The sequence below is a fragment of the Gimesia aquarii genome, assembly GCF_007748195.1.
GTDB lineage: Bacteria > Planctomycetota > Planctomycetia > Planctomycetales > Planctomycetaceae > Gimesia > Gimesia aquarii.
In genome coordinates this window covers 1,703,598-1,726,186 of the sequence record NZ_CP037920.1, presented here as the reverse complement: position 1 = coordinate 1,726,186, position 22,589 = coordinate 1,703,598, and the positions used below count along the sequence as shown (strand labels likewise).

Genomic DNA, 22,589 nt, shown 5'->3' with positions numbered 1-22,589 from the left:
TCCTCACGTGACATGATTATCAAGTGAGGAAAGCCGTTTCAAACTCTTTCAAAAGTCGAAAGTGTTGAGGTTTACCTTTCTACTTTTTGGGTTTTGCTTTTATAAAGGATGACACTTTTTGTTCTGAAATCCCCAGGTTTTTCACGGTTGCCAACAGTCGATTCAGGACTGATTTATCCTCATCGCTGTCTGTTTGCACTATTAACTGAGAAATCAGAGCCGCCACGGAAAGATTCTTCACATCTTCAAAGGACATTCCAAAACGGGAAATGAAGGTTTGAAGTTGATCTTCAAAATAATCCGGATTGCCATTAAAGAACGTATTCTTGATGTCGGTCATTGTTTCGCTGTTATGCACGAAGCGATCGACGGCTTTTCCGCTCTTGATGGAATCCACAATTTTGTCGAAGAAGGTCGTTTCTCCGCCAACGATATCAATGCGAGCCGACTTCAAGGCCTCCCCAACAATACCAGCCTGTGCTTCTGCAATATCCTTTTGCGCATCAATGGCAGCCAGTTCGATATCCTTATCTTTATTAATTTGGATTTTGAACTCTTCGTGTTCGCGGCCTACTCCATCAAAGAGTTTCATTGCCTTAGCTTTTTCTACGATTCCATTTGCCTCAGAGCTGAATTTCAATTTCATCACGTTCGCTTCCGCAGTTCCGGACTTCTCGGTCCCTTCCGCTTTGGCAATCATGACATTGGCTTCCGCTTCACCAGTCTTTTCAGTCGCCTCTGCTTTGGCAATCTCGACGTTCGCTTCAGCCTGGCCTGTCTTCTCGGTGGCAGAGGCCTTGGCAATCATCACCTGAGCATCGGCCAGACCAATGGCAGCACCGTCTGCCGTCTTGGCTTCCGCCATAACTTTGATGGCATCAGATTTCTTCTCTGTCGCCGTTTTCTCTGCTTCCGCTTCAATGACAACTTTTTCCGCCAACAGTTCTGAAGATGTTTTCTGTGCTTCGGCTGCTTTGACTTCCTTGACTAAATTCTCTTCGGCTTCCATTTCCGCTTTTGTCACGGTAACCTGCTTGAGACGGTCTGCACCAGCGAACTCTTCGGTATCTTTAATCCGTTCCTGTTCTTCGACTACGGCACGTTCCACAATCACACGCTCGCGAATCACTTCCTGGATATTGCGTTTTTCGACTTCGATTGCTTTTTCTTTGTCGATATCAGCTAAACCAACAACGCGTTCACGTTCGGTGACTTCCAGTAAACGATCTTTTTCAACCCGCTCTGTTTCGACAGCGTGTGTTCTGTCCTTACTCTTTTCAGCAACAATCACCTGTCGTAATTTATTTTCTTCGGCAATCGCCAGTTCTTCGTCGGTGCGAATGCGCGCCGATTCCGCTTTGAGGCGTTCTTCGTGCTGGACTCGCTCTGCCTCTGCCTGTTCACGGGCAGTTAATGCTGCAATTTCTCGTTGTTGTTTCTCAACAGCTTCAACACGCTGGCGTTCCAATTCCAAAATCGTTTCCTGTGCTTCCACGTCTTGCTTCTTAATCGTTTTTTCTTTTTCGCGTGTAATATTATTTGATAATACATGCTCGCGAGCTGTTAGATCTGTAATCTTTTTGATCCCTTCCGCATCAAGGATGTTGGTAGGGCTCAATTTTTCAACTGGGGTTTGTTCCAGATAGTCAATCGCACAGTCATCCAGCACATAGCCATTCAAATCGGTACCGATAATTTTGAGAATCTCTTCCTTGAATTTATCACGTTCGTTATACAGTTCAACAAAATCGAAATGCTTACCAACGGTCTTCAATGCTTCTGAAAATTTCGCATCAAATAGCTCAACCAATGCTTCACGACTTGAGGCCCTACGACATCCCAGTGACTGAGCCACATTACAGATGTCAGAAACGGTATTATTCACACGCACGAAAAAGGCCACTTCAATATCTGCCCGGATATTGTCTCGACAGATCAGACCAGCTTCTCCTTTTCGGGCAATTTCAATTCGCTTAACCGACAAGTCCATCTGATCTCCACGATGCAAAACCGGAATCACGAATATCCCTGATCCGGTAGCAACCTGCAATTTTCCCACACCAGTTCGTACCAGAGCTTCTTCGGGGCCGACTTTTCGGTAAAATCGGGTAGCAGCTACCGCCATCCCAATACACATAATGATAATAGAGCCTACAACAACAGAGGCTGAGTATCCAAAGATCTCAGCTGCTAGAAGGTAGCTAGCGGAAAGATGTAATGCCGGCATGGACATAATATTATGACTCCTGGTTAACTTTTACGACGTAAAAAAACTGTTTCTCCGAGTTATAATCTGTTAAACGGACCAGATCTCCTTTGTGAATTGTTTTATCTTCAGAACGAATATGCAATTTTAAAGGAGCCCCTTCCGCTTCCATTTCCCCCTGCCCGAACTGTTCGGATACCGTGCTACTGGTGACATGACAGGTCTTTCCTAACAAAGTCTCGACTTCATTAGGAGGTGTGAATTTAAAATATCCTCTAAGAGGTTGAGTGATCAATTTTGTCACCACAAGGCTGATCCCTATGTTTCGTAATGCCAGTGGCAAATAATCCATAAAATCCTGGATCTTTACATCGGAGTCGAAGTTGATTGAGAGCATCCACATACTAAGTGAAAAAATACTTAGCCATAGCATGACTGGTACTTCGCCAATGTTCAGAAATCGGATTCCGATAAAACCGAAATCAAGAACAGATGCCCCTTCCGTACCGATTTCAACATCCAGATCGAAGTCCAGAAAATCAAAGTCCATAAATCCTAGAATGACACTCAGCCAGTACAAAAGACATAACCCTAATAGAACCGTTGCCGGCAGAGTGGGCCAATTCATTGAGGCTTGTATCAATTCACTCACGACATTCCTCGGACAGTAAGGAGATGTGAAATAATTCTACGACCTCGATGTGAATAGATTCCAACGAGTACGGTTATGTAAGTATGAGACGTAAAATACGCCTCATTGCTTAAAGAACGTAATTTAGTCTGTTTGGATCACGAAAACCTGGGAATCCAGCAGTTTTTTTCTTGATATCGTAATCGTTAGCAAAAAGGGAATTGTATGGGGAACGTACAATTTAATGAAATCGTGGACATAAAACACACAAAATTTCCGGATGAAACCAAATCAACTCAAGATTTTGTTTCGCCTTAACGATTGCTTCATGCTTTCTGAACAGAAAAAAAGCCACCTGTTGTAGCGGTTATGCTCAACAGATGGCATGAGATGATTTTACTGATCACTGGAATAGATTATCCCTGTTGTTGTAATTCGATCGGAGGAGCCCCCATGACATGGTACCCCGAATCGACGTGATGATTTTCCCCGGTAACACCACTCGAGAGGTCACTTAACAAATACATTCCTGATTTACCAACATCTTCAGGGATGATGTTCTTGCGAAGTGGCGACATGGTCTGATAAAGCTTCATCATCATGTCGAATTCACCAACGGCTGATGAACTAAGTGTCTTAAGTGGGCCGGCACTTAAGCTGTTGACGCGAATGCCCTGCGGACCTAACTCATTGGCCAGATATTTGATGGAATTTTCAAGTGCGGACTTACAGACACCCATAATGTTATAACCGGGGATCACTTTTTCTCCCCCCAGGTAGCTGAGTGTCAGTAAACTCCCACCAGGCTTGAGAATGTGTTGCGCACGATTCGCGATTGCAATGAGACTATAGACACTGATTTCCATGGAAAGCTTGAATCCATCTCGACTCACGTTGGCAACAGGCCCTTTGAGATCGTCCATCGGTGCATACGCGATCGAATGCAGTAAGAAATCGATCTCCCCGTATTCTTCTTTTACGATTTCGAATACTTTATCGATGTCTTCATCCTTGGTGACATCACAGGGGATCATGATCTTGGCCCCCCTGGGTTCAACGAGTTTTCTCAAACGCCGTTCCATGCGCGGACGCTCGGGATCTTTATCAGGAAGGTGAGTGAAAGCCATCTCAGCTCCTTCGTCGTAAAGCTTCTCCGTAATGGCCCATGCAATTGAGTGGTCATTGGCGATTCCAAAAACCAAACCTTTTTTGCCTTCAAAAAGACCCATTCTCTCATACTCCGTAAAGATAATAAATTCTTAAAAGATTGAATCATTCAAAAATTCAATCTGCTTCAGTAAATCGGGATAGCGTTCATTAGCCTGTATCCAGGTTTATTGTAGCGTCTCCAAGACTGTTTGTACCTCGTATCATCGCTTTGAAGCCGCTATGGTTCAATTGGACGCGATATAGCTTATAAAATATTCGAATTGTTCAAAATAGAAAAGCCAAAGGCGGCCTGTTGTTGGTGAAAACAGCAAACCGCCTTGGGTATTAACAATGATGAGTTAGAGGAGTCTAGTTTATTCAGCAACACCAGCCATCGTTGGTGATTCCTGTTCGGACTCAGCGCCCTCTTCTACTTCGTTCTCCTCATCTTCCTTATTGGGGAAAATCGCATCCACAAATCCTCTGAGATGGGCACTTCGGGTTTGATGCTGGAGTTTTCGCAGGGCTTTTGACTCGATCTGACGAATACGCTCACGAGTCACTTTGAAAATTCGCCCCGTTTCTTCCAGAGTGTAGCTATAACCATCACCCAGACCATAACGCAGGCGAATGATTTCGCGTTCGCGGTAAGTGAGACTCTTGAGCACATGTTCGATTTTGTCTTTCAACATCTCACGCATAGCGGCATCAGCTGGAGAGGATTCGTGACCATCTTCCAGAAAATCGCCAAAGCTACTGTCTTCGCTTTCTCCTACAGGAGTATCGAGACTAATAGGATGCTTCCAGGTCTTCATGATTCGTTCCGTCTCTTCAACTCCTAAACCGACGGAATCTGCGAGTTCTTCCATCGTTGGTTCGCGTCCCGTTTCCTGACGAATCTGTTCGCTTCGTGCCTTCAAAGTGGAAATACTCTGGAACATGTGGACGGGAATTCGAATCGTCCGAGCATGGTCAGCAACAGCACGCGTAATCGCCTGACGAATCCACCATGTGGCATAAGTCGAAAACTTATAGCCTCGACGATACTCATATTTTTCAACACCACGCATCAAACCGGCGTTTCCTTCCTGGATCAAATCCAGGAAGCTCAGACCACGATTTCGATATTTTTTGGCAATCGAAACAACCAGCCGCAAGTTTCCACCTGAAAGCTGCTGTTTGGCCTCTGTCCAATCATCAAAGCGGCGTTTGATTTCGCGTGAACGAGTTTGAAAGTCTTCAGATGACTCAACAACCATGCTGGTCAGTTCTGAAATTTCACGCTCCAGCAGGCGAGTATCAGTAGATTTATGCCGTAATTGTTTATAGTCATTAAGCTGTTCTTGAACCTCTCGTAATCGCCCGGCAATTTGGTGGATTCGTTTCAGTACCGGTTGTAGACGCTGAGTACGCAGACAGAGTTCTTCACAAAGTGTTGCCATTTTTTGACGACGAACTGTCATACGTTTTTGCACTTCGCGCTGCTGAGGTTTCGTAAGTTCACCTGAGCTTAAAAGCTGAAAGTCATGAGAGCTTTTCTCGAGTAGTGCTTTCAGGGTGGCGATGTTAAATGGCATCCTCCCCATGATCTGGTCTTTCGTGGCATCTTCCGTATCGGAGGTCCGTAAAGTTCTCTCAAAAGGAAGTTCACCAGCATAGACTTTCTCTAGTGTGTCGATCGCAATTTTGAGCGCAAAATCGGATTCTAGCACAGTACGCCGGAACCGTTTGCGGGTAATCTCGATCTTCTTGGCAAGGAAGATTTCGCGTGAACGACTCAACAAAGGGATGTTTCCCATCTGGCTGAGATACATGCGAATCGGATCGCGTGAAGAAAGGGATGTTTCGGGCTCGACAATTGCGGCTGCTTCATCAGACTCTTCATTCGCGCCTGGAGTAACATCCGACTCGTCTGATTCAGCATTTGCTGTTTCTTCAACGGCGGGCATTTCCTCTTCTTCGATGTCTGCATTCGGATCATCAATGAGATCAAGTCCGCGCTCTTCCAGCCCCAGTACAATATACTCGATCAGGGCAGGATCGCCCCCTTCATCAGGGAGAAAAGTATGTACCTCTTGAAATGTTAAAAAACCTTGTTTTTCCGCTTCCTGAAATAGTGAATTCAGATTGGCATCGAAACGGTGCACGGGTCACTCCCTTAAATGTGTAAATTGTCAAAAATCGAATGGCCACACGTCCGTGTGTAACCACGGCGTTTTAGTTTATGAGAATAAAAGAAAATGATGATCAGCAAACATCAAGATTACTTCACTCATCCCCTTTTCCAAATGTTACTTTTATCAGTTGTCTTTCAAATTTCGATACTCATTTTTATTACAGTCACTCTACTCATCACTACTCAATTCCTATAGCGATAGAGCAAAGAAATAATTGCAAAAAACAGCAAAATCTTCTGGAGGTTTTTGAAACAATTTCAGAACGCACGCCCATTGTCTCTATACGCAAAATGATCGTTCTCAAACTCATCCTGATCATTAAAGATAGGCTGACCATTGCGTAGAGCATTTGAAAAATAAAAATGCTCAAATACGCTTCCGCGCTCTTAACTGGAGCATCCGGCTCGCCAACAAAATTATTCAAGAGGGTTCTCTCCCATAGCATCCTTACTCCTCCCGAGAACCTGAAAAAAGCTAATAAGCCTCCCGCTCATATCGCTCTATCCTATCACAACTTTCTGTAACGTCTACGGAAATATAACAGGGTGTTTTAATATTTTCTAAAAAACCTCACTCACATTACTGGTCAACAACTTACCGAAAAGTGATCGTATTCCTTTCCATTATAAGAGTTATACCGAAACAGAATCCTCGGAATCTGGCTAAATCATAAAATTGCAGGAATATTAAGAGGTAGAACACTTCACGCGAAATGTTGAGGAGAAACCCTCTTCCCACTCTTGTCCTATTATTCTTTCACTCTCCTGAAAATAGTCAATCCCCTGATTTATATCCATAGATGAACATTTATGAAATACAGTCCATTCTCAGAGAATGATGTTGAGCCCCCTCAGTCAAGATACTGTACGATAGAAACAAATTCGCTACATTGAACTTATGGGGACGCTTGATATACTGGGAGACAGCGAAATTTCAATAGTTTGTTTAATAAAAGTCGGCAGAGGGTGCTTCCAAATAAGCATTCTGGCTCGTCATATCAGGCGGCACTGTAAATTTATTGACTGTTAGTTGAGAAAGTGGAATCAGTTCAAATGAGCGCAGACGACGTAGAGAAAACATCAAGCGAAACTGTTAAAGGCCTTAAAGGGATTAATGCGGCCGACAGTTCAATCTGTTTAGTCAACGGGACCGAAGGGAAATTGCTATATCGCGGATACAACATCGACGATTTGGCTGAGAATGCGACATTTGAAGAAATCTCTTTCCTGTTATTAAAAGGAGAACTTCCTACTGCTGATGAACTGGCAAAATACCAGGAAAGCCTGAAACAACATCGCACGATTCCAGACGAACTGATTGAAGCTCTCAAGAAGCTGCCTCCAACGGCTCCCCCTATGGCACTTCTCAGGTCTATGACTTCCCTGGCAGGTGTTTACGATGAGGATGCTGAGTCTGAAGATGTTGAAAAGCGGTTAGAGATTTCGATCAAGTTGGTGTCACAAATTCCCACGATTGTGGCAGCCATTCATCGCATACGTAAGGGACTGGAGCCAGTAGCCCCTGATCCGAGCCTGTGCCACGCCGGAAACTTTATGTATATGCTTAATGGAGAAAAGCCGAGCCAGGATGCCACACGTGCCATGGATCTGATTTTGACGCTGCACGCTGAGCATGGATTAAATGCGAGTACGTTTACCAGTCGCGTGATTATTGCAACGCTTCCTGATATCTATTCTGCGATCACAGGCGCTATTGGCGCTCTCAAAGGAAAACTGCATGGGGGCGCAAATACAGAAGTGCTGAAAACTCTCTTCGAAATTGGTTCGATGGAAAACATCGCCCCTTATGTGAAAAAGGTTCGCGCAGAGAAAGGGAAATTTATGGGGTTTGGCCATGCGGTCTATCAGGTAGAAGACCCACGTGCTAAACATCTAAAAGAGCTTTCGCGGCGCTTAGGCGAAGAGACCGGAGAACCGAAGTGGTATGAGATGTCCATCGAAATGGAAAAACTGGTCTACGCAGAAATTGCTCGAAACTGTAATGTCGATTTCTATTCTGCCAGTCTCCAACACTATATGGGGATCCCTGGCGAATTATTTACCTGCATTTTTGCAGCCAGCCGCATAGCTGGTTGGTGTGCCCATGTTCTTGAACAACTTGATGGAAACAAAATTATCAGGCCCAATGCCCATTATATCGGCTATGAAGAACGTCCCTATGTTCCCGTTGGTCAACGATAAATTGTGCATCTTCAAGTTGAGTCATTCTGAACCCCGGTATCAAACCGGGGTTTTCTGCTATCTGAAATCAACAAACTAAATATTGGTTCATTTCAATCTCACGTCTTTTAATCACGTCAGGGAGTCAAAAAATGCGAAATGCTGCTCGCTTCGCCAGGTTGATCTTGGGATTGTTGTGTTTGATCGTTCTCTTCTGCAATTTAGAGCAAGCAGTTTGTGGCGTGATTTATGTCGATAATCGTCTTGGTAACAATACCCTCAACGGAATTTCGCCAAAGATTGTTGATGGGCAGAACGGCCCCGTTAAAACCATCACACGTGCGATTCAATATGCCAAACAGGGAGACAAAATCATCCTTGCTAACAATGAGACTCCCTATTTTGAATCATTAAGCCTCTCTGGTAAAAGATTCAGTGGACTGGGAAAAGAGAAATTTACAATCCTGGGAAATGGTGCGATTATTAGTGGAGCGATCAAAATCCCCCCCAATGGTTGGAGACAATCAGGAAACGGACTATGGAAAGTCACTCCCTTTCGAAAAGGTTTTTTTAATCTTTATCACAATGGAAAAAGACTTCCTGAATATCGTCCTGCTGAGAATCAAGCTGTGAAACTGGAGAAAATTCTTCCTGGAAACTGGGCCGTTCATCGAGGTGCCATCTATTATCGTGCTCTAAAAAATCAACTACCTCCCACAGAATCATTTACTCTCGCGGGGAAATCGGTTGGCCTGTCTCTGATTGACATTGATGGTTTACAGATCTCTGATTTGACATTTGAAAAATTCAGGATGGATGGGATCAACGTTCATGATCGCTGTAAGAATATCGTTTTGGAAAATGTAACCTGCACAGAAAATGGCAGATGTGGACTTTCCGTCAATGGGACATCGCAGGTGAAAGTGATCGACTCAAAGTTAATCAACAATCGCATCTATGATCTATTAATTACTGAGCAGGCAGTCGCTGACCTCAGGAAAACAGAACTCAGTAAAAAAGCTTCGGTCTCCGAGTAGCGATTTCACAACTTAATCACATTCAAGATTTTGATCGTCTCTGATGTTTGTATTAATTAACCTTGGATCACACTCAATACTAGCTCAATCCAGATGCTTCTGTGTGTTAAATACCTTCAAGCTCATCTAGTTCTTTTTCGGCTTCCTTTTCTGCTTCGCTCAATTTCAGCCCCTCACGATTTGAAAAATACAATCCAATGAGCGTAACAGGGATATATTGCGAAAGCTGATAATAGACTGATGCGGCAAACGCATCGGCCTTGGAAACTCCAAATGCCTGCAAGCTGATCCAGAAACAGAGTTGAACCACTCCAAAGAAGCCCGGAGTGGAAGGAACCGTCACACCAAATGCTGTTACTCCTAGAACGACAAACGCCGCCAATGGAGTCACCTGGATATCAAAACTCCAAAGTGCGACTAGAATACTCAGCCCGTTCAACGTCCACTGTGCAAACGAAGTCCAGATAATCCCGAAAGTCAACCGTTTACTTTTCATTGACGCCATTCCGTGTGCGCCCGATTTCATCATTTCCAAAACGAGATGTGTTAGTTTCGCTGGCAGAAAGCGTAGATAGCTGAAGATTTTTCCAAATAATCCTATTACGATATCAGTCCAGATTAGATAGGCGGCAAGAAAAAAGACCGCCAATAAAGTCATCATTGCTAATACGATGCTGCCAGTTCGATAGTCATCCGGCAGATTGGGGGCAAAATAAACACTTCCACCAAGAAAACAAAGAATCGCCACTACATCAAACAATCGTTCCAGAACCACCGTTGACAAGACCGTTGTCTTTGGAATCTGAAACTGCTTGCTAAGCACATATACACGTAAGAACTCACCAAGATGTGCAGGCAGAATGTTGTTACCCATGAAGCCGATCATCATTGCGGGGGTGACTTGTTTTGCAGAAAGCGGCTTGATCGGTTCCAATAACATTCCCCAGCGTAGTGCCTTCAACCAGTAGAAGACAAACAGTATCAGTAGTAAAATAGGCAATGTCCAGAAGTTAGCATCTCGAAAGCTTGCTTTGATTTGCTCAACATCAATGCCCCAGACGGCAGCTGCCAGACAGGCGACCGTAATGATGACTCCTACAGTCAGTTTGATCAACTTCGATTTATTAATGTGACAACTCCCGAGACCACTTAACGTATTAATAATTATTTGTAAGACAGAATGGTTTTAGCTGATTGCAGAAAATAATCATACATTAACCGGACTTCTGCAACTATCAAACGAAGATCTCCAGATCACGAATTCTTACCATTTTACCAACGTCAATTTTTTTCAGCATGAATTTTTTACAATGTTCATACCTTTCTGCTAAAACCTATTGCCAACTTAATAAGAGAACTTTATCCTTCGTCTCCTCTTCGTCGGGTTCATCAGATTTGAATGAGTTCGATTCATAAAGAGAGAAGACTACCCCTAAAGATTCCCGTTTGGATTACAGGAAATTTTATCAAGGGACTGATTACAAGGAGCTCATGGATGAGCATTTTAAAGATTTATTACCCGGAAGATACGCACCCCCAGCCTTCCACTTCTGTGGAAACTCCCCCCCCCATGATTCTTCCGTTTGAAAGAGGTTCCCTAAAAAAACCTCGTTCTCAACAACAAGATTGGGTCATAAATCGTGCCCGAACGATATTCAAGAATCATAAGTGCCCTGATTGTAGTAGCTCTGCAGTGGCACCTTTAGAGCTGCGAGATGGTTTGCTCAACCGAAAAAACCGTCCCATACCCGGCACATCAACAGTCGTTGGTTTTCGATGTGAGTCTTGTGATACGGAATGGCCAGCTTAAACGCGATACTGACAAATTCGCTCACATCACCGAGAAGTAATTTTCAACTGCGAAGTCAAATGCTTCAGGAGTCAATTTCTTGTGCTTCTGTTTGTAGACACAGAAATTTTTCACCTGGAGTAACAGGTCTCGCGGTTGACAGGCACGAAACGGACGATTGACGGCTTTATAATGTTTATCAACCAGATATTGATATGCGGTTTCATCAAATTGAAATCCCATCAAAGGTGCCATCAACTCAAAGAGCGCTCGAAATTCTTCTTCTGACGGATCGAGAGCTTCAATCTTGTAAGGGATACGTCGTAAAAACGCCGCATCCACAAGATCTTTAGGTTCGAGGTTCGTAGAAAAGATAATGAGCTGATCAAAGGGAACCTGTATCTTTTTACCACTGGGAAGATTCAAAAAATCATAACGTTTTTCCAATGGAACAATCCAGCGATTCAATAACTCATCGACGGGCATTCTCTGACGCCCAAAGTCATCAATCACAAAAGTACCACAGTTACTTTTCAGTTGCAGCGGTGCTTCACAAATTTTTGTCTGTTGATTTTGTGTAACTTCCAGTTCACGCATGGTTAATTCGCCACCGGCTATCACAGTCGGACGTATGATTTGTACCCAACGTTGATCAATGCCTGAGAGATCAAAGAGACTTTCAGAATCGGTCTCTTGTGTGACCTCTTCATGCAAACCGGGATCAAAAATGCGAATGATATCTCCATCAATCCCCATACAACGGGGAATCCAGATCGTTGAGCCGAATGCTTTTGTGATTCGTTCTGCAATACTGGTTTTACCATTGCCGGCTTCACCAAACAAAAACATCCCTCTTCCAGAGTTAACAGCAGGTCCCAAACGGTCGAGCATCTTATGGTTGATAATTAAATCTGAAAATGCTTCTTTTAAGTCTTCTTCTGTTGCCTGTTGTTTTGCAATGCTCTGTGCTTCCATCGCCCGCAGATAATCTTTAAAGCTCACTGGAGCGGAACCAAAATAAGTACACTCTTGTGTAAATCGACGTGCGCGTTCGCGTCCTAGTTCTGTAATGGTAAACTCGTAATCACCCATTTCTGCTGTGCCACCAAAGGCCACCAACTGGTCTTGCTTGGCACGTTTTAGAATTGGATCGACGATCCCAAAAGGAAGTCTGATCTGTTGACAAATTTGCCGCCCCGTGCGAGTTCCCTTCGCGAGCAAAAATTTGAGAATCAGGCGTTCAATTTCATCCAGTGTCAACCCGGTCTCTTCCATCGATTCCGGTGATTTAGGAACGAAGGTTCCCTGCTGCTCTTCAGCATCTCCCGTTAAAAGAGACTGCACTCGATTGAACAGTTGACTGAGATGTTCACTTTTACCGACGACATGCATTGGCTCTGAAGATTCCGTTTGCAACGGAGGCGCAGTTGCACCGTTCGGCACTTCAGAAGTTTGATGATCTGTTATCAACTCTTCTGTATCGGTGCTCTCTTCAGAATCACCTGTTGCAGTCAGGTTAAGCATACTCAACGAGGCGAGCAACTCTTCGGTATTGACTGCGTTAGACGCAATATCGCCTAGTTTTTTAGAGTCCTTCTGATCGAGAAGGGATTTTAATGCATCAGAATCGGGAGCGTTCGCTGACATTTTCTGTTCACACTCAGTTAATTGTCCTGAAATAAGTTATCCCGCTACCCCGATCAATCGAACTGACAAAAGAAATTTGTCAAAGATGATCAAGATATAAAACTTATGCACATCTTGTTGGGTGCGAAAAAGCTTAGGTCATATAACTCACGAGTCAAATTGTTTCGGATCATCGACAAAACTCAAAACATCCACATATCTTCATATAAGGTCTTATTGACACCACATACGCAGGACCGGAAATCGAACACCGTAACGATCAGACAGTTTGTACTGTTCATACCGATTAATCATCAAAAGGAAGACGTCCTCGTATATTTTTACGAACGTCTGTGAGAACAAAGACATACGATTTGACTTGAATTTGACGTGACCTAAATTTTTTCCGTGAGAGATATAGGTCTCTCTGCAGGTAAGGTCTATCTTCAACAGAGTATCGGATCATTAAATGTGTGGAATTGCGGGAATCATTCAGTCTGACCGACTTCCAGTCAGACAGGCCGAATTACAGTCTATGATTGGCACTCTCAATCATAGAGGTCCTGACGCTTCAGGAATCAAAACATTCGGCTCTGTTGGATTCGCGCATAGTCGCCTGAGCATTGTTGACCTTGCTGGGGGCGGACAGCCGATGCAATCTGCCGATGGAATGCTTTCCATTACATTCAATGGTGAAATCTATAATCACATTGAACTTCGGGCACAACTTGCCAGCAAAGGCTATCAGTTCCAAACCCATTCCGATACGGAAGTAATTCTGTATATGTATGCGGAATATGGTCCTGGCTGTGTTCAACAATTGAATGGACAATGGGCCTTCGCGATCCATGACGAACGACGACAGGAGGTTTTTCTGTCGCGCGATCGTATGGGAATTCGACCTCTCTTTTATACACAGACACCATCACGATTTCTTTTTGCTTCAGAAATCAAAGCACTGTTCACACTACCGGATGTGGAACGAAAAACAGACCTGACCGCATTGAACCAGTTATTTACATTCTGGTCGCCACTTTCTCCACGAACATTTTTTGATAACGTTTTGGAATTACCCCCCGCACACTCAATGATCGTCAAAAATGATCAATTAAAAATTTGGCAATATTGGAAACTGGATTATAGTCCGAACGAGGAAACACGCTCACTTGATGACTGGGCGGAGGAACTGCGTGCTTTGCTGATTCATGCTACGCAGTTACGCTTAAGGGCGGATGTTCATGTGAGTGCTTATCTAAGTGGCGGCCTGGATTCATCCGTCACTTCAGCCATCATTCGAAACTACACCAATGCCCCCTTAAATACATTCTCTGTTGTGTTTAAGGACAAAGAGTATGATGAAAGTCGTTATCAACAGGAAATGATTCAGGAATTGGGAACCGAGCACCAAACCGTCTGCTGTTCTTATGACGACATCGGACGAGTCTTTCCGCAAGTGATACAGCATACGGAAAAGCCGGTCCTGCGGACTGCTCCTGCCCCCATGTTCCTGCTGTCAAAGCTGGTACACGATAATCAGTTCAAAGTTGTGATGACCGGTGAAGGAGCCGACGAAATCCTGGGCGGTTACGATTTATTCAAAGAAACCAAAATTCGGCGTTTCTGGAGTCGTCAACCCGATTCAAAAATTCGCCCCCTCCTGTTGAAGCGTCTTTATCCTTATATGAAAAATCTGCAGGCACAATCGCCCGCTTATCTGAAAGCGTTTTTCAATATTCGTCCCGAAGACATTAACAGCCCATTTTTCTCACATTTGCCACGCTGGGAATTAACTTCCAAATTGAAAACGTTTTTCAGCAACGACGTGAAACAACATCTGATAAACAATGATCCGTTATCAGACTTCTCAGACCAATTACCGGAACAGTTTTCAAAATGGCCATCATTCTGCCAGGCCCAGTACCTCGAAACGGTAAACCTGATGCCGGGCTATATTTTGTCGTCACAAGGCGATCGCATGGCGATGGGAAATTCTGTTGAAGGCCGATTCCCGTTTCTAGACTACCGTGTGGTCGAATTCGCTGCACGTATTCCTATTCGTTTTAAGATGAATGGATTAAATGAAAAGTACCTTCTGAAGTACGCGTTGCGTGACCTGATTCCCAAAAGTATTCGACAACGTCCCAAACAACCTTATCGTGCGCCAGAAGCACATAGTTTCATTGATACAAAAAAACAGAGAGCCCGGTTCGAATACGTAAATCAACTTTTATCAAAAAACAAACTGCAAGAAAACGGATTATTTAATCCAACCGCAGTTCAGCGTTTGGTAAAGAAAATCGAACAGGGTCGTGCGATCGGCACACGCGACAACATGGCACTCGTGGGTATCCTTTCTACACAACTTCTCGTTGAAGAAATGATTAACAGACAACCAACTGTGTCTGGAAATAATGACTCTGCTATTGCGAAGTTACTGGCATAAACAAAGCACATGTTACTTTTATATTTATTAACTGAGTAAAGGATAGAAAATGAGTTCGATACAGTCTGAAGTTCGGGATTTTGTTGCAGAGAATTTTTTGTTCGACGAAAACCCTGAATCTTTAAACAACGATGATTCATTTCTGGAAACAGGTATTATCGATTCAACGGGTGTTCTGGAATTAGTCGCCTTTATTGAAGAAAAATATTCTGTAGAAGTCGACGATGACGAATTGGTTCCTGAAAACCTGGATTCAATAGATCGGTTAATCACATTCATTGAATCCAAGCTGAAAGAATTAGCTTAATTTTTCAAGGAGCAGGTCGTTGTTACTGCAATCATTTCTAGAACACAGTGCCCAACTTGATCCCAATAAAATCGCGTTGATCGTTGATCAGAGGCGATGCACCTATTTGGAGATAGAACAACAAAGCAATCGCCTCGCACATGCATTACTGCAGCGAGGACTAAAGCGAGGCGACCGAGTTGCCATCCATCTGGAGAATACACTCGAAGCCACTGTCGCTGTCTTTGCAGTTCTAAAAGCGGGAGGTGTCTTTGTGATGGTGAATCCCACCACAAAGATTGATAAATTGACCTATGTCCTGAATAACTGTCAGGCACACGCGCTGATCATACCCGATAAAAAACGTAACACACTTTTTGAACACAGCGACCTGTTACCACATTTGAAAACAGTGATTACAGTCGGATCTGACTCAGAACATAAGGTAGATAACGACCTGCAAACGCCACAGTTTGAACTCTGGACACAGCTTCAGGCTGAATTTGCAGATTGTATTACGCCACCACACATTACTGCGATCAGTATCGATTTAGCAGCTCTGGTTTATACTTCGGGTTCAACCGGAAACCCCAAAGGTGTAATGCTGACTCATCTCAACATGACATCTGCTGCACGTTCCATCACGACTTATTTAATGAATGAGTCGAATGACATTATTTTGAATGTTCTTCCACTCTCATTTGATTACGGACTTTACCAGTTACTGATGGCGTTTCGTGTGGGCGCCACACTGGTACTGGAAAAATCATTTACTTATCCACACGCTGTCTTACAGAGAATTATTGACGAAAAAGTGACCGGTTTTCCGCTGGTCCCCACCATGTCTGCCATTCTGCTGAAAATGGATTTATCGAAGTACGATTTTTCCAAACTACGATATATCACGAATACCGGCGCTGCCCTGCCAACCGAACATATTCTGACTTTCCGAAAACGTCTGCCGCACCTGCAGATCTTTTCCATGTATGGTCTCACAGAATGCAAAAGGGTCTCTTACCTTCCCTTGGACCAGGTCGATATCAGGACCGGATCAGTGGGCATCGCCATGCCCGATACGGAAGTATTTATTGTGGACGATGCGGGACATCGACTGCCACCGGAACGTGTCGGCGAGCTAGTTGTACGCGGTACCAACGTAATGAAAGGCTATTGGAAAGCTCCTGAACAGACGGCAGAACGCTTAAGACCAGCAGAGCTTCCCAATGAAATGTATCTCTACACTGGTGATTTATTCCGCATGGATAAAGAAGGCTATTTATATTTCGTCGGCAGACGAGATGACATCATCAAAAGTCGCGGTGAAAAAGTCAGCCCGAAAGAAGTTGAAAATGTGCTCTTTGCACATGAGCGTATTTCTGAAGCCGCCATCATGGGTGATCCTGATCCAGTTCTGGGGCAATCCATCCGGGCAATCATCACACTGATGCCTGGCCAGGAATTATCCGAAAAAGAAGTTTTGGCTTACTGTCGTAAACACCTGGAGGATTTCATGGTCCCCAAAACAATCGAATTCCGTGATGAACTACCAAAATCACCCAATGGCAAGGTCGACAAAAAACAGTTAGCGCTTCCCTAACTCGCAACAAACATCATTACTCTCATACAAACAAAGATTTGTTGAACGAAGTCGTCAGCAAATAAGAAAGAAACATCAAGATGAACATCCAAACGAAAACATTCAGTCCAGAATTACTCAACCTTGATTGTGCAACTGAAACAGAGCGCATCGTTCAATGGATGCGAGAAACCGTTCGCAAAACAATGCGAAAAAAAGGAGCCGTACTGGGCTTATCGGGAGGCATTGACAGTAGTGTGGTAACAGCTCTTTGTGCGCGTGCGTTTGGAAAAGACCGTGTTTTGGGAATTATGATGCCTGAGCACGACACAAAAGATGAAAGCCTGACCTATGGACAATTGCTGGCAGATCATTTTGATGTGGAAGCCATCGTCGAGAATATTTCCCCTATGCTACAAGGCGCAGGTTGTTATGAACGCCGCGATGCTGCCATCAAACAAGTGATTCCTGAATATGAACCAGACTGGAAGTCAAAAATTGTACTTCCCAATCTACTTGAAGAAGGGGGGTACCGCGTCTTTTCTGTTGTTGTACAAACTCCCTCGGGTGAACTCATTAAGAAACGTCTGCCTTTATCCGCCTATCAAACCATTGTGGCTGCGACAAACTTCAAACAACGTTGTCGCAAAATGATGGAATATTATCATGCGGATCGTTTGAATTACGCCGTACCTGGAACTCCGAATCGACTCGAATACGATCAGGGATTCTTTGTAAAAAATGGTGATGGTGCAGCCGATTTGAAACCGATTGCACATCTCTACAAAACACAGGTCTATCAATTGGCTGCCTATCTCGATGTGCCAGAGCTCATTTGCATGCGACCTCCCACAACTGATACTTATTCACTGGAACAATCGCAGGAAGAGTTCTACTTTGCTGTCTCTTATGACAAACTGGACTGCTGTCTTTATGGTTTAAATCATGGTTTTTCTGCCGAATCAGTCGCAGAGGGAATCGGCTTGCCGACAGAACAGGTGGAACTGGTTTACGGCGATATCGAATCCAAGCGAAAAGCCAGTCGCTATTTACACATGTCACCTCAAATCATTGAACCAGTTTTAGTAGACACAACAGTTTAGCTTGACGATTTTGGAAAAAGGAAGCCGGATTGTGAGTAAAAAAGAATTACTAGCCAAGGCATTAGACTGGACCGGGTTAAACAGACTCGCGCGCACAACTCCGCTCTGGAATGGGCTGATTGTTCTGAACTACCATCGGGTGGGTGAGAGTAATGGATCATTATTTGATCATGATCTCTGGAGCGCCTCTGCTGAAAGTTTCGAACAACAGGTTCGTTTTCTAGGATTAAACTATGACCTGATTCGTATTCGGGATTTGGACGACCTCTGGAATCAGAGACGTGGCCGCTATGTTCTGATTACATTCGATGATGGTTATCGAGACAATTACGAATGGGCCTTTCCCATTCTCAAAGCTCACAATTCCTCCGCCACCTTCTTTTTAACGACAGGATTTCTCGACGAACGAAAGTTGGCCTGGTGGGATGAAATTTCCTGGATGGTGCGCTGCGCCTCTCAAACAGTAATTCCTGAGAATCCATGGACAGAGGAATCTGTCTCACTAAAATCAAACGAAGTAGATCGGTCTATAAAAACATTACTGAGCGTTTTCAAAAAGCTGCCAGGAAAGAAAACCGAAGACTATCTGAACTTTCTGGCAGAGGCGACAGGATCGGGGCGCTGTCCTCAAGATATCGCAGATCAAATCTGGATGACCTGGGACATGGTTCGCGAAATGCGTGACGCCGGCATGGACTTCGGCGGCCATACGGTAAATCATCCCATTCTGGCAAATCACCCTGCAGAAATACAACGGCACGAAATTGAAACCTGCAAACAAAGAATCGAAACGGAAATTGGCCAAAGCATCTCCGCCTTCAGTTATCCAGTCGGAGGCAAAGATTGTTTTAACGAGCAAACCAGAGCCTGCCTGGAACAAGCTGGTTACCGTTGGGGCTTTAGCTATTACGGCGGGTTTTCTCGCCTCGACTCGCATGACAACCTTGATATTCCACGCATTGCAGTCGAATCCGAAGAACCAGACGAACTGTTTCGGGCCTCGGTTTCGGTTCCACAAGTCTTCTGCTAAACAGAAACTATACAAACAGACCCATGGATCGCCTGATCTATCTCTGTGTAATATTCACGCCTTCATCATTCTTTGCTGATATTTTCCGAGAATTTGTGATCCTTCAGTCCAGTTGGTTGACGATTCTCGCCTAATTTGCGATAACAGCGGACCGCTTTAAAGGTTGTGGTACGCGCAACATCGTGACGAATATCATAATCCTGATCGCTATCTCGATTCTGGTCCTCTTGGCTACCATGTGTAAACTGTTATTAGAAAATAGTTTATATCGACCAGAGTTTAATAATAAGTCTTTGCCGTTCAACAAGTTGATTATACGGCGACACTGATTAATGTGGGAGAAACACTGAATGGGTCGTTATACAGGACCAAAGGGACGAGTAAACCGCCGCTTAGGAGCGTTGGTTTTTGAAGATGCAGGTGCAACGCGTGCATTAGACAATCGAAATCTTCCCCCCGGAATGTCACAACGTCGTCGAAAGGCTTCCAACTATGGTCTGGCCTTAATCGAAAAGCAAAAGATTAAATTCTACTATGGTTTGCGTGAGCGTCAGTTGCGTCGCTACTTCGACAAAGCGCGCCGCACCAAAGGCAACACCGGTGAAGAGCTTTTGATTCTCTGTGAACGGCGCCTGGATAATGTCGTCTGTCGTGCTGGTTTTGCAATGACACGTCCACAAGCAAGACAGGGGATTGTGCATTCACACTTCCAGTTAAATGGACAAACTGTGAATAAACCTTCTATCTGGGTAAAACCAGGTGATGTGATCTCGATCCGAAACCGTCCTAACCTCAAAAAGCTGTATGGTGAGTTAGTCGAATCAGGTCGCCCTGGCTGTGCCTGGATCACACTGGATAAAAAAGCGTTGGAAGCAAATGTTGTCACAGCTCCTGGCTTTGAAGATGTCAGCCTGCCCGTTGACGTTGGTCAGGTCGTGGCTCTGATTTCTCGTTAAGGGAATCGAACGAATCAATTTAACACTCCGAAAAGCGTTTTGGTTTTCGGAGTGTTTTTTATTTACCTTCTTTAATAACTTCCCCTCAGAGGGGTGAGAATTCATTTACAAGACGTTATTGTAATCAAAATCTTCTGGTTATTATTTTCTGAATGATTATGCAGTAACCGCTGTGGTTACTGAACCATATATTTCGGCCTTGAAACAAAGAGGCATACCCATGGCGACGGAACGTCGAAAAGCCGTCCTACTGTTTGGTGCTCCTGGAGTTGGTAAAGGAACGCAGGGAAGAATTCTCGGACAAATTCCCGGGTTCTTTCACCTCTCAAGTGGAGATGTCTTTCGCTCCATCGATATTGAATCTCCTGAAGGTCAGGAAATTTATAAATACAGCTCTCGTGGAGATTTAGTTCCTGATGAACTCAGTATCCGCATCTGGAAACAGGGGCTCGACGCCCGCGCTACCCTCTCGCTTTATAAGCCAAGCAAAGACATTCTCATTCTGGATGGAATTCCCAGAAATATTCAACAGGCAAAAATACTGGAAGAACATATTGAGGTTCTAAAAGTACTACACCTGACCTGTAGCGATGAAGAGGAAATGATCCACCGTATCCGCCATCGTGCGATTCGTGAAAACCGGGCTGATGACGCGAATGAAAAAGTGATCAGACACCGTTTTGAAGTCTATCGCGAAGAATCGGCACAAGTCCTGAGTTGCTATCCCGATGAGATCATTGCACATCTTGATGCTATTGGCTCGCCTGCTGGTGTATTATATGCCTGCCTGGAACATCTGGTTCCCGTACAGGATGCTCACTTTCGCGGGGAGTAAACTGAATCGACCATTGAAAAATAGAGCCACACTCAGTTAAGGTAGATGAGATAGTTTATCTCGAACCCTTTTCCAGAGGACAGGCTCATGCTCAGTTTTGTAACACGATCTTCCAGACTGTCGAATCCAAAACGATTACCCGGCTTCTGTCTGCTGCTAACTATGATTGCCATTCTGAGCATGCAATCAGCGACTGCTATCGCACGCCCCCCCAAAGATCACCCTAATGTCGTGATTATCTTCACCGACGACCAGGGCTATCAGGATGTCGGTGTGTTCGGATCACCTAATATCAAAACTCCCAACCTTGATCAAATGGCAAAAGAGGGGGTTCGGTTTACCGACTTTTATGCGGCCCAGGCGGTCTGCTCTGCTTCGCGTGTCGCGTTGCTTACCGGCTGCTATCCGAACCGCGTGGGCATTGGTGGTGCACTCGGCCCCCAGTCCAAGATCGGGATCAATGCCGAAGAAACCACCATTGCTGAAGTCGTCAAACCGAAAGGCTACGCAACCGCTATCTACGGGAAGTGGCACCTCGGTCACCTCCCGGAATTCCTGCCGACCAGACATGGCTTCGACGATTATTTCGGTCTCCCCTACTCCAACGATATGTGGCCCTTCCATCCGACCGCCGGTAAACGCTTTCCCGATCTGCCATTAATGGAAAATGAAACCATTATCAATCCGAAAGTCACAGGCAAAGAGCAGGCACAACTCACAACCTGGTACACCGAACGAGCGGTCGCCTTCATCAACCAAAATCACGACAAACCATTTTTCCTCTACGTCCCGCATTCCATGCCCCACGTACCGTTGTTTGTCAGCGAGAAATTCAAAGGCAAATCTGAACAGGGATTGTATGGTGATGTAATTATGGAAATCGACTGGTCTGTTGGTCAAATTCGTCAGGCGCTTAAAGAGAACGGGCTTGAGAAAAATACACTTGTTATCTTTACCTCTGACAACGGCCCCTGGCTTTCTTACGGCGATCATGCCGGCTCAGCCCTACCCTTACGGGAAGGCAAAGGAACGGCCTGGGACGGCGGTCAACGCGAACCTTGTATCATGGCCTGGCCCGGAGAAATACCGGCTGGCTCGGTCTGTAATCAAATGGCGATGACAATTGACCTATTGCCCACAATTGCTTACCTGACAGGCGGAAAAGTACCAAACGACCGCATCATCGATGGCAAAAATATCTGGCCCTTAATGTCGGGAGAAAAAGGAGCGAAATCACCACACGAAGCCCTGCTCTTTTACTGGGGCAGGCACTTAAACGCCGTCCGTAGCGGTAAATGGAAACTACACTTCCCTCACCCTTACCGTAGCCTGAAAGACAAACCTGGTAGCGGTGGTACTCCCGGTCGTTACGTTCAAAAGAAAACCGGCCTGGCTTTGTATGATCTCAGCAATGACATCAGCGAAAGTAAAAACGTGGCTGATCAGAATCCCGAAGTCGTCAAACACTTAACCGCCCTTGCAGAAAAAGCCCGCGAAGACCTCGGTGATTCCGGCACCAAACGCAAAGGGAAAAACAACCGCCAGCCAGGGCGCGTGGAGTGATA

At 44.7% G+C, this 22,589-nt stretch carries 17 protein-coding genes; 11 read left to right on the top strand and 6 right to left on the bottom strand.

All coding sequences use genetic code 11. From position 1 onward, the window contains the following. Positions 1 to 79: 79 nt before the first annotated feature. The 4 genes from V144x_RS07070 to V144x_RS07055 all read right to left on the bottom strand — a co-directional run bounded on the left by V144x_RS07070 (position 80) and on the right by V144x_RS07055 (position 6,133). Entirely contained in the window at positions 80 to 2,233 is a 2,154-nt protein-coding gene (locus V144x_RS07070) for a flotillin family protein (RefSeq protein ID WP_144983428.1), read from the bottom strand. 4 nt (positions 2,234 to 2,237) lie between these two features. Further along, complete coding sequence (locus V144x_RS07065; protein WP_144983425.1) at positions 2,238 to 2,858, bottom strand: hypothetical protein; 621 nt, start codon at positions 2,856 to 2,858, stop codon at positions 2,238 to 2,240. 395 nt (positions 2,859 to 3,253) lie between these two features. Beyond that, a complete protein-coding gene (locus V144x_RS07060) occupies positions 3,254 to 4,066 on the bottom strand; it encodes an enoyl-ACP reductase FabI (RefSeq protein ID WP_144983422.1) in 813 nt (270 codons plus the stop codon). 294 nt (positions 4,067 to 4,360) lie between these two features. Continuing rightward, positions 4,361 to 6,133 carry a sigma-70 family RNA polymerase sigma factor gene (locus V144x_RS07055; RefSeq protein ID WP_144983419.1) on the bottom strand — a complete coding sequence of 591 codons (1,773 nt, stop codon included), beginning with the start codon at positions 6,131 to 6,133 and terminating at the stop codon, positions 4,361 to 4,363. A gap of 1,082 nt (positions 6,134 to 7,215) precedes the next feature. Between V144x_RS07055 and V144x_RS07050 the strand changes: the two genes are divergently transcribed. Then, entirely contained in the window at positions 7,216 to 8,364 is a 1,149-nt protein-coding gene (locus V144x_RS07050) for a citrate synthase (protein ID WP_144983416.1), read from the top strand. Between the two features lie 131 nt (positions 8,365 to 8,495). Then, the gene (locus tag V144x_RS07045) at positions 8,496 to 9,380 is read left to right on the top strand and encodes a right-handed parallel beta-helix repeat-containing protein (RefSeq protein WP_144983414.1); all 885 of its coding nucleotides are present in this window, start codon (positions 8,496 to 8,498) and stop codon (positions 9,378 to 9,380) included. A gap of 106 nt (positions 9,381 to 9,486) precedes the next feature. Here V144x_RS07045 and V144x_RS07040 read toward each other — a convergent pair whose 3' ends face one another. Beyond that, entirely contained in the window at positions 9,487 to 10,494 is a 1,008-nt protein-coding gene (locus V144x_RS07040) for a lysylphosphatidylglycerol synthase transmembrane domain-containing protein (protein ID WP_197998801.1), read from the bottom strand. Between the two features lie 381 nt (positions 10,495 to 10,875). Here V144x_RS07040 and V144x_RS07035 point away from each other — a divergent pair, with 381 nt between their 5' ends. Then, on the top strand, positions 10,876 to 11,190 hold the full coding sequence (locus V144x_RS07035; protein WP_144983408.1) for a hypothetical protein: 315 nt from the start codon (positions 10,876 to 10,878) through the stop codon (positions 11,188 to 11,190). A 21-nt stretch (positions 11,191 to 11,211) separates the two neighbouring features. On the opposite strand, the gene V144x_RS07030 is transcribed toward V144x_RS07035, so the two are convergent. Next, positions 11,212 to 12,816, bottom strand: a complete 1,605-nt coding sequence (locus tag V144x_RS07030; RefSeq protein ID WP_144983405.1) for an ATP-binding protein — start codon at positions 12,814 to 12,816, stop codon at positions 11,212 to 11,214. Between the two features lie 448 nt (positions 12,817 to 13,264). Between V144x_RS07030 and asnB the strand changes: the two genes are divergently transcribed. The 8 genes from asnB (at position 13,265) to V144x_RS06990 (ending at position 22,587) form a co-directional block, all read left to right on the top strand. Next, entirely contained in the window at positions 13,265 to 15,238 is a 1,974-nt protein-coding gene (asnB, locus tag V144x_RS07025) for an asparagine synthase (glutamine-hydrolyzing) (protein ID WP_144983402.1), read from the top strand. Between the two features lie 49 nt (positions 15,239 to 15,287). Continuing rightward, on the top strand, positions 15,288 to 15,545 hold the full coding sequence (locus tag V144x_RS07020; RefSeq protein WP_144983399.1) for an acyl carrier protein: 258 nt from the start codon (positions 15,288 to 15,290) through the stop codon (positions 15,543 to 15,545). A gap of 19 nt (positions 15,546 to 15,564) precedes the next feature. Further along, on the top strand, positions 15,565 to 17,121 hold the full coding sequence (locus V144x_RS07015; protein ID WP_144983396.1) for a class I adenylate-forming enzyme family protein: 1,557 nt from the start codon (positions 15,565 to 15,567) through the stop codon (positions 17,119 to 17,121). An 80-nt stretch (positions 17,122 to 17,201) separates the two neighbouring features. Then, a complete protein-coding gene (gene nadE / locus V144x_RS07010) occupies positions 17,202 to 18,203 on the top strand; it encodes an NAD(+) synthase (RefSeq protein WP_144983393.1) in 1,002 nt (333 codons plus the stop codon). A 31-nt stretch (positions 18,204 to 18,234) separates the two neighbouring features. Beyond that, entirely contained in the window at positions 18,235 to 19,233 is a 999-nt protein-coding gene (locus V144x_RS07005; RefSeq protein WP_197998800.1) for a polysaccharide deacetylase family protein, read from the top strand. 350 nt (positions 19,234 to 19,583) lie between these two features. Beyond that, positions 19,584 to 20,189, top strand: a complete 606-nt coding sequence (gene rpsD / locus V144x_RS07000; RefSeq protein WP_144983387.1) for a 30S ribosomal protein S4 — start codon at positions 19,584 to 19,586, stop codon at positions 20,187 to 20,189. Between the two features lie 220 nt (positions 20,190 to 20,409). Further along, the gene (locus tag V144x_RS06995) at positions 20,410 to 21,024 is read left to right on the top strand and encodes an adenylate kinase family protein (protein ID WP_144983384.1); all 615 of its coding nucleotides are present in this window, start codon (positions 20,410 to 20,412) and stop codon (positions 21,022 to 21,024) included. Between the two features lie 87 nt (positions 21,025 to 21,111). After that, the gene (locus tag V144x_RS06990) at positions 21,112 to 22,587 is read left to right on the top strand and encodes a sulfatase family protein (RefSeq protein ID WP_232102746.1); all 1,476 of its coding nucleotides are present in this window, start codon (positions 21,112 to 21,114) and stop codon (positions 22,585 to 22,587) included. Positions 22,588 to 22,589 lie beyond the last annotated feature (2 nt).

What these genes read in the sequence shown, in the direction of transcription:
- rpsD (WP_144983387.1), top strand. Translation starts at nt 19,584, where the DNA reads ATGGGTCGTTATACAGGACCAAAGGGACGAGTAAACCGCCGCTTAGGA.
- V144x_RS07045 (WP_144983414.1), top strand. Translation starts at nt 8,496, where the DNA reads ATGCGAAATGCTGCTCGCTTCGCCAGGTTGATCTTGGGATTGTTGTGT.
- V144x_RS06990 (WP_232102746.1), top strand. Translation starts at nt 21,112, where the DNA reads ATGCTCAGTTTTGTAACACGATCTTCCAGACTGTCGAATCCAAAACGA.
- V144x_RS06995 (WP_144983384.1), top strand. Translation starts at nt 20,410, where the DNA reads ATGGCGACGGAACGTCGAAAAGCCGTCCTACTGTTTGGTGCTCCTGGA.
- V144x_RS07035 (WP_144983408.1), top strand. Translation starts at nt 10,876, where the DNA reads ATGAGCATTTTAAAGATTTATTACCCGGAAGATACGCACCCCCAGCCT.
- V144x_RS07050 (WP_144983416.1), top strand. Translation starts at nt 7,216, where the DNA reads ATGAGCGCAGACGACGTAGAGAAAACATCAAGCGAAACTGTTAAAGGC.
- nadE (WP_144983393.1), top strand. Translation starts at nt 17,202, where the DNA reads ATGAACATCCAAACGAAAACATTCAGTCCAGAATTACTCAACCTTGAT.
- asnB (WP_144983402.1), top strand. Translation starts at nt 13,265, where the DNA reads ATGTGTGGAATTGCGGGAATCATTCAGTCTGACCGACTTCCAGTCAGA.
- V144x_RS07060 (WP_144983422.1), bottom strand. Translation starts at nt 4,066, where the DNA reads ATGGGTCTTTTTGAAGGCAAAAAAGGTTTGGTTTTTGGAATCGCCAAT.
- V144x_RS07070 (WP_144983428.1), bottom strand. Translation starts at nt 2,233, where the DNA reads ATGTCCATGCCGGCATTACATCTTTCCGCTAGCTACCTTCTAGCAGCT.
- V144x_RS07030 (WP_144983405.1), bottom strand. Translation starts at nt 12,816, where the DNA reads ATGTCAGCGAACGCTCCCGATTCTGATGCATTAAAATCCCTTCTCGAT.
- V144x_RS07020 (WP_144983399.1), top strand. Translation starts at nt 15,288, where the DNA reads ATGAGTTCGATACAGTCTGAAGTTCGGGATTTTGTTGCAGAGAATTTT.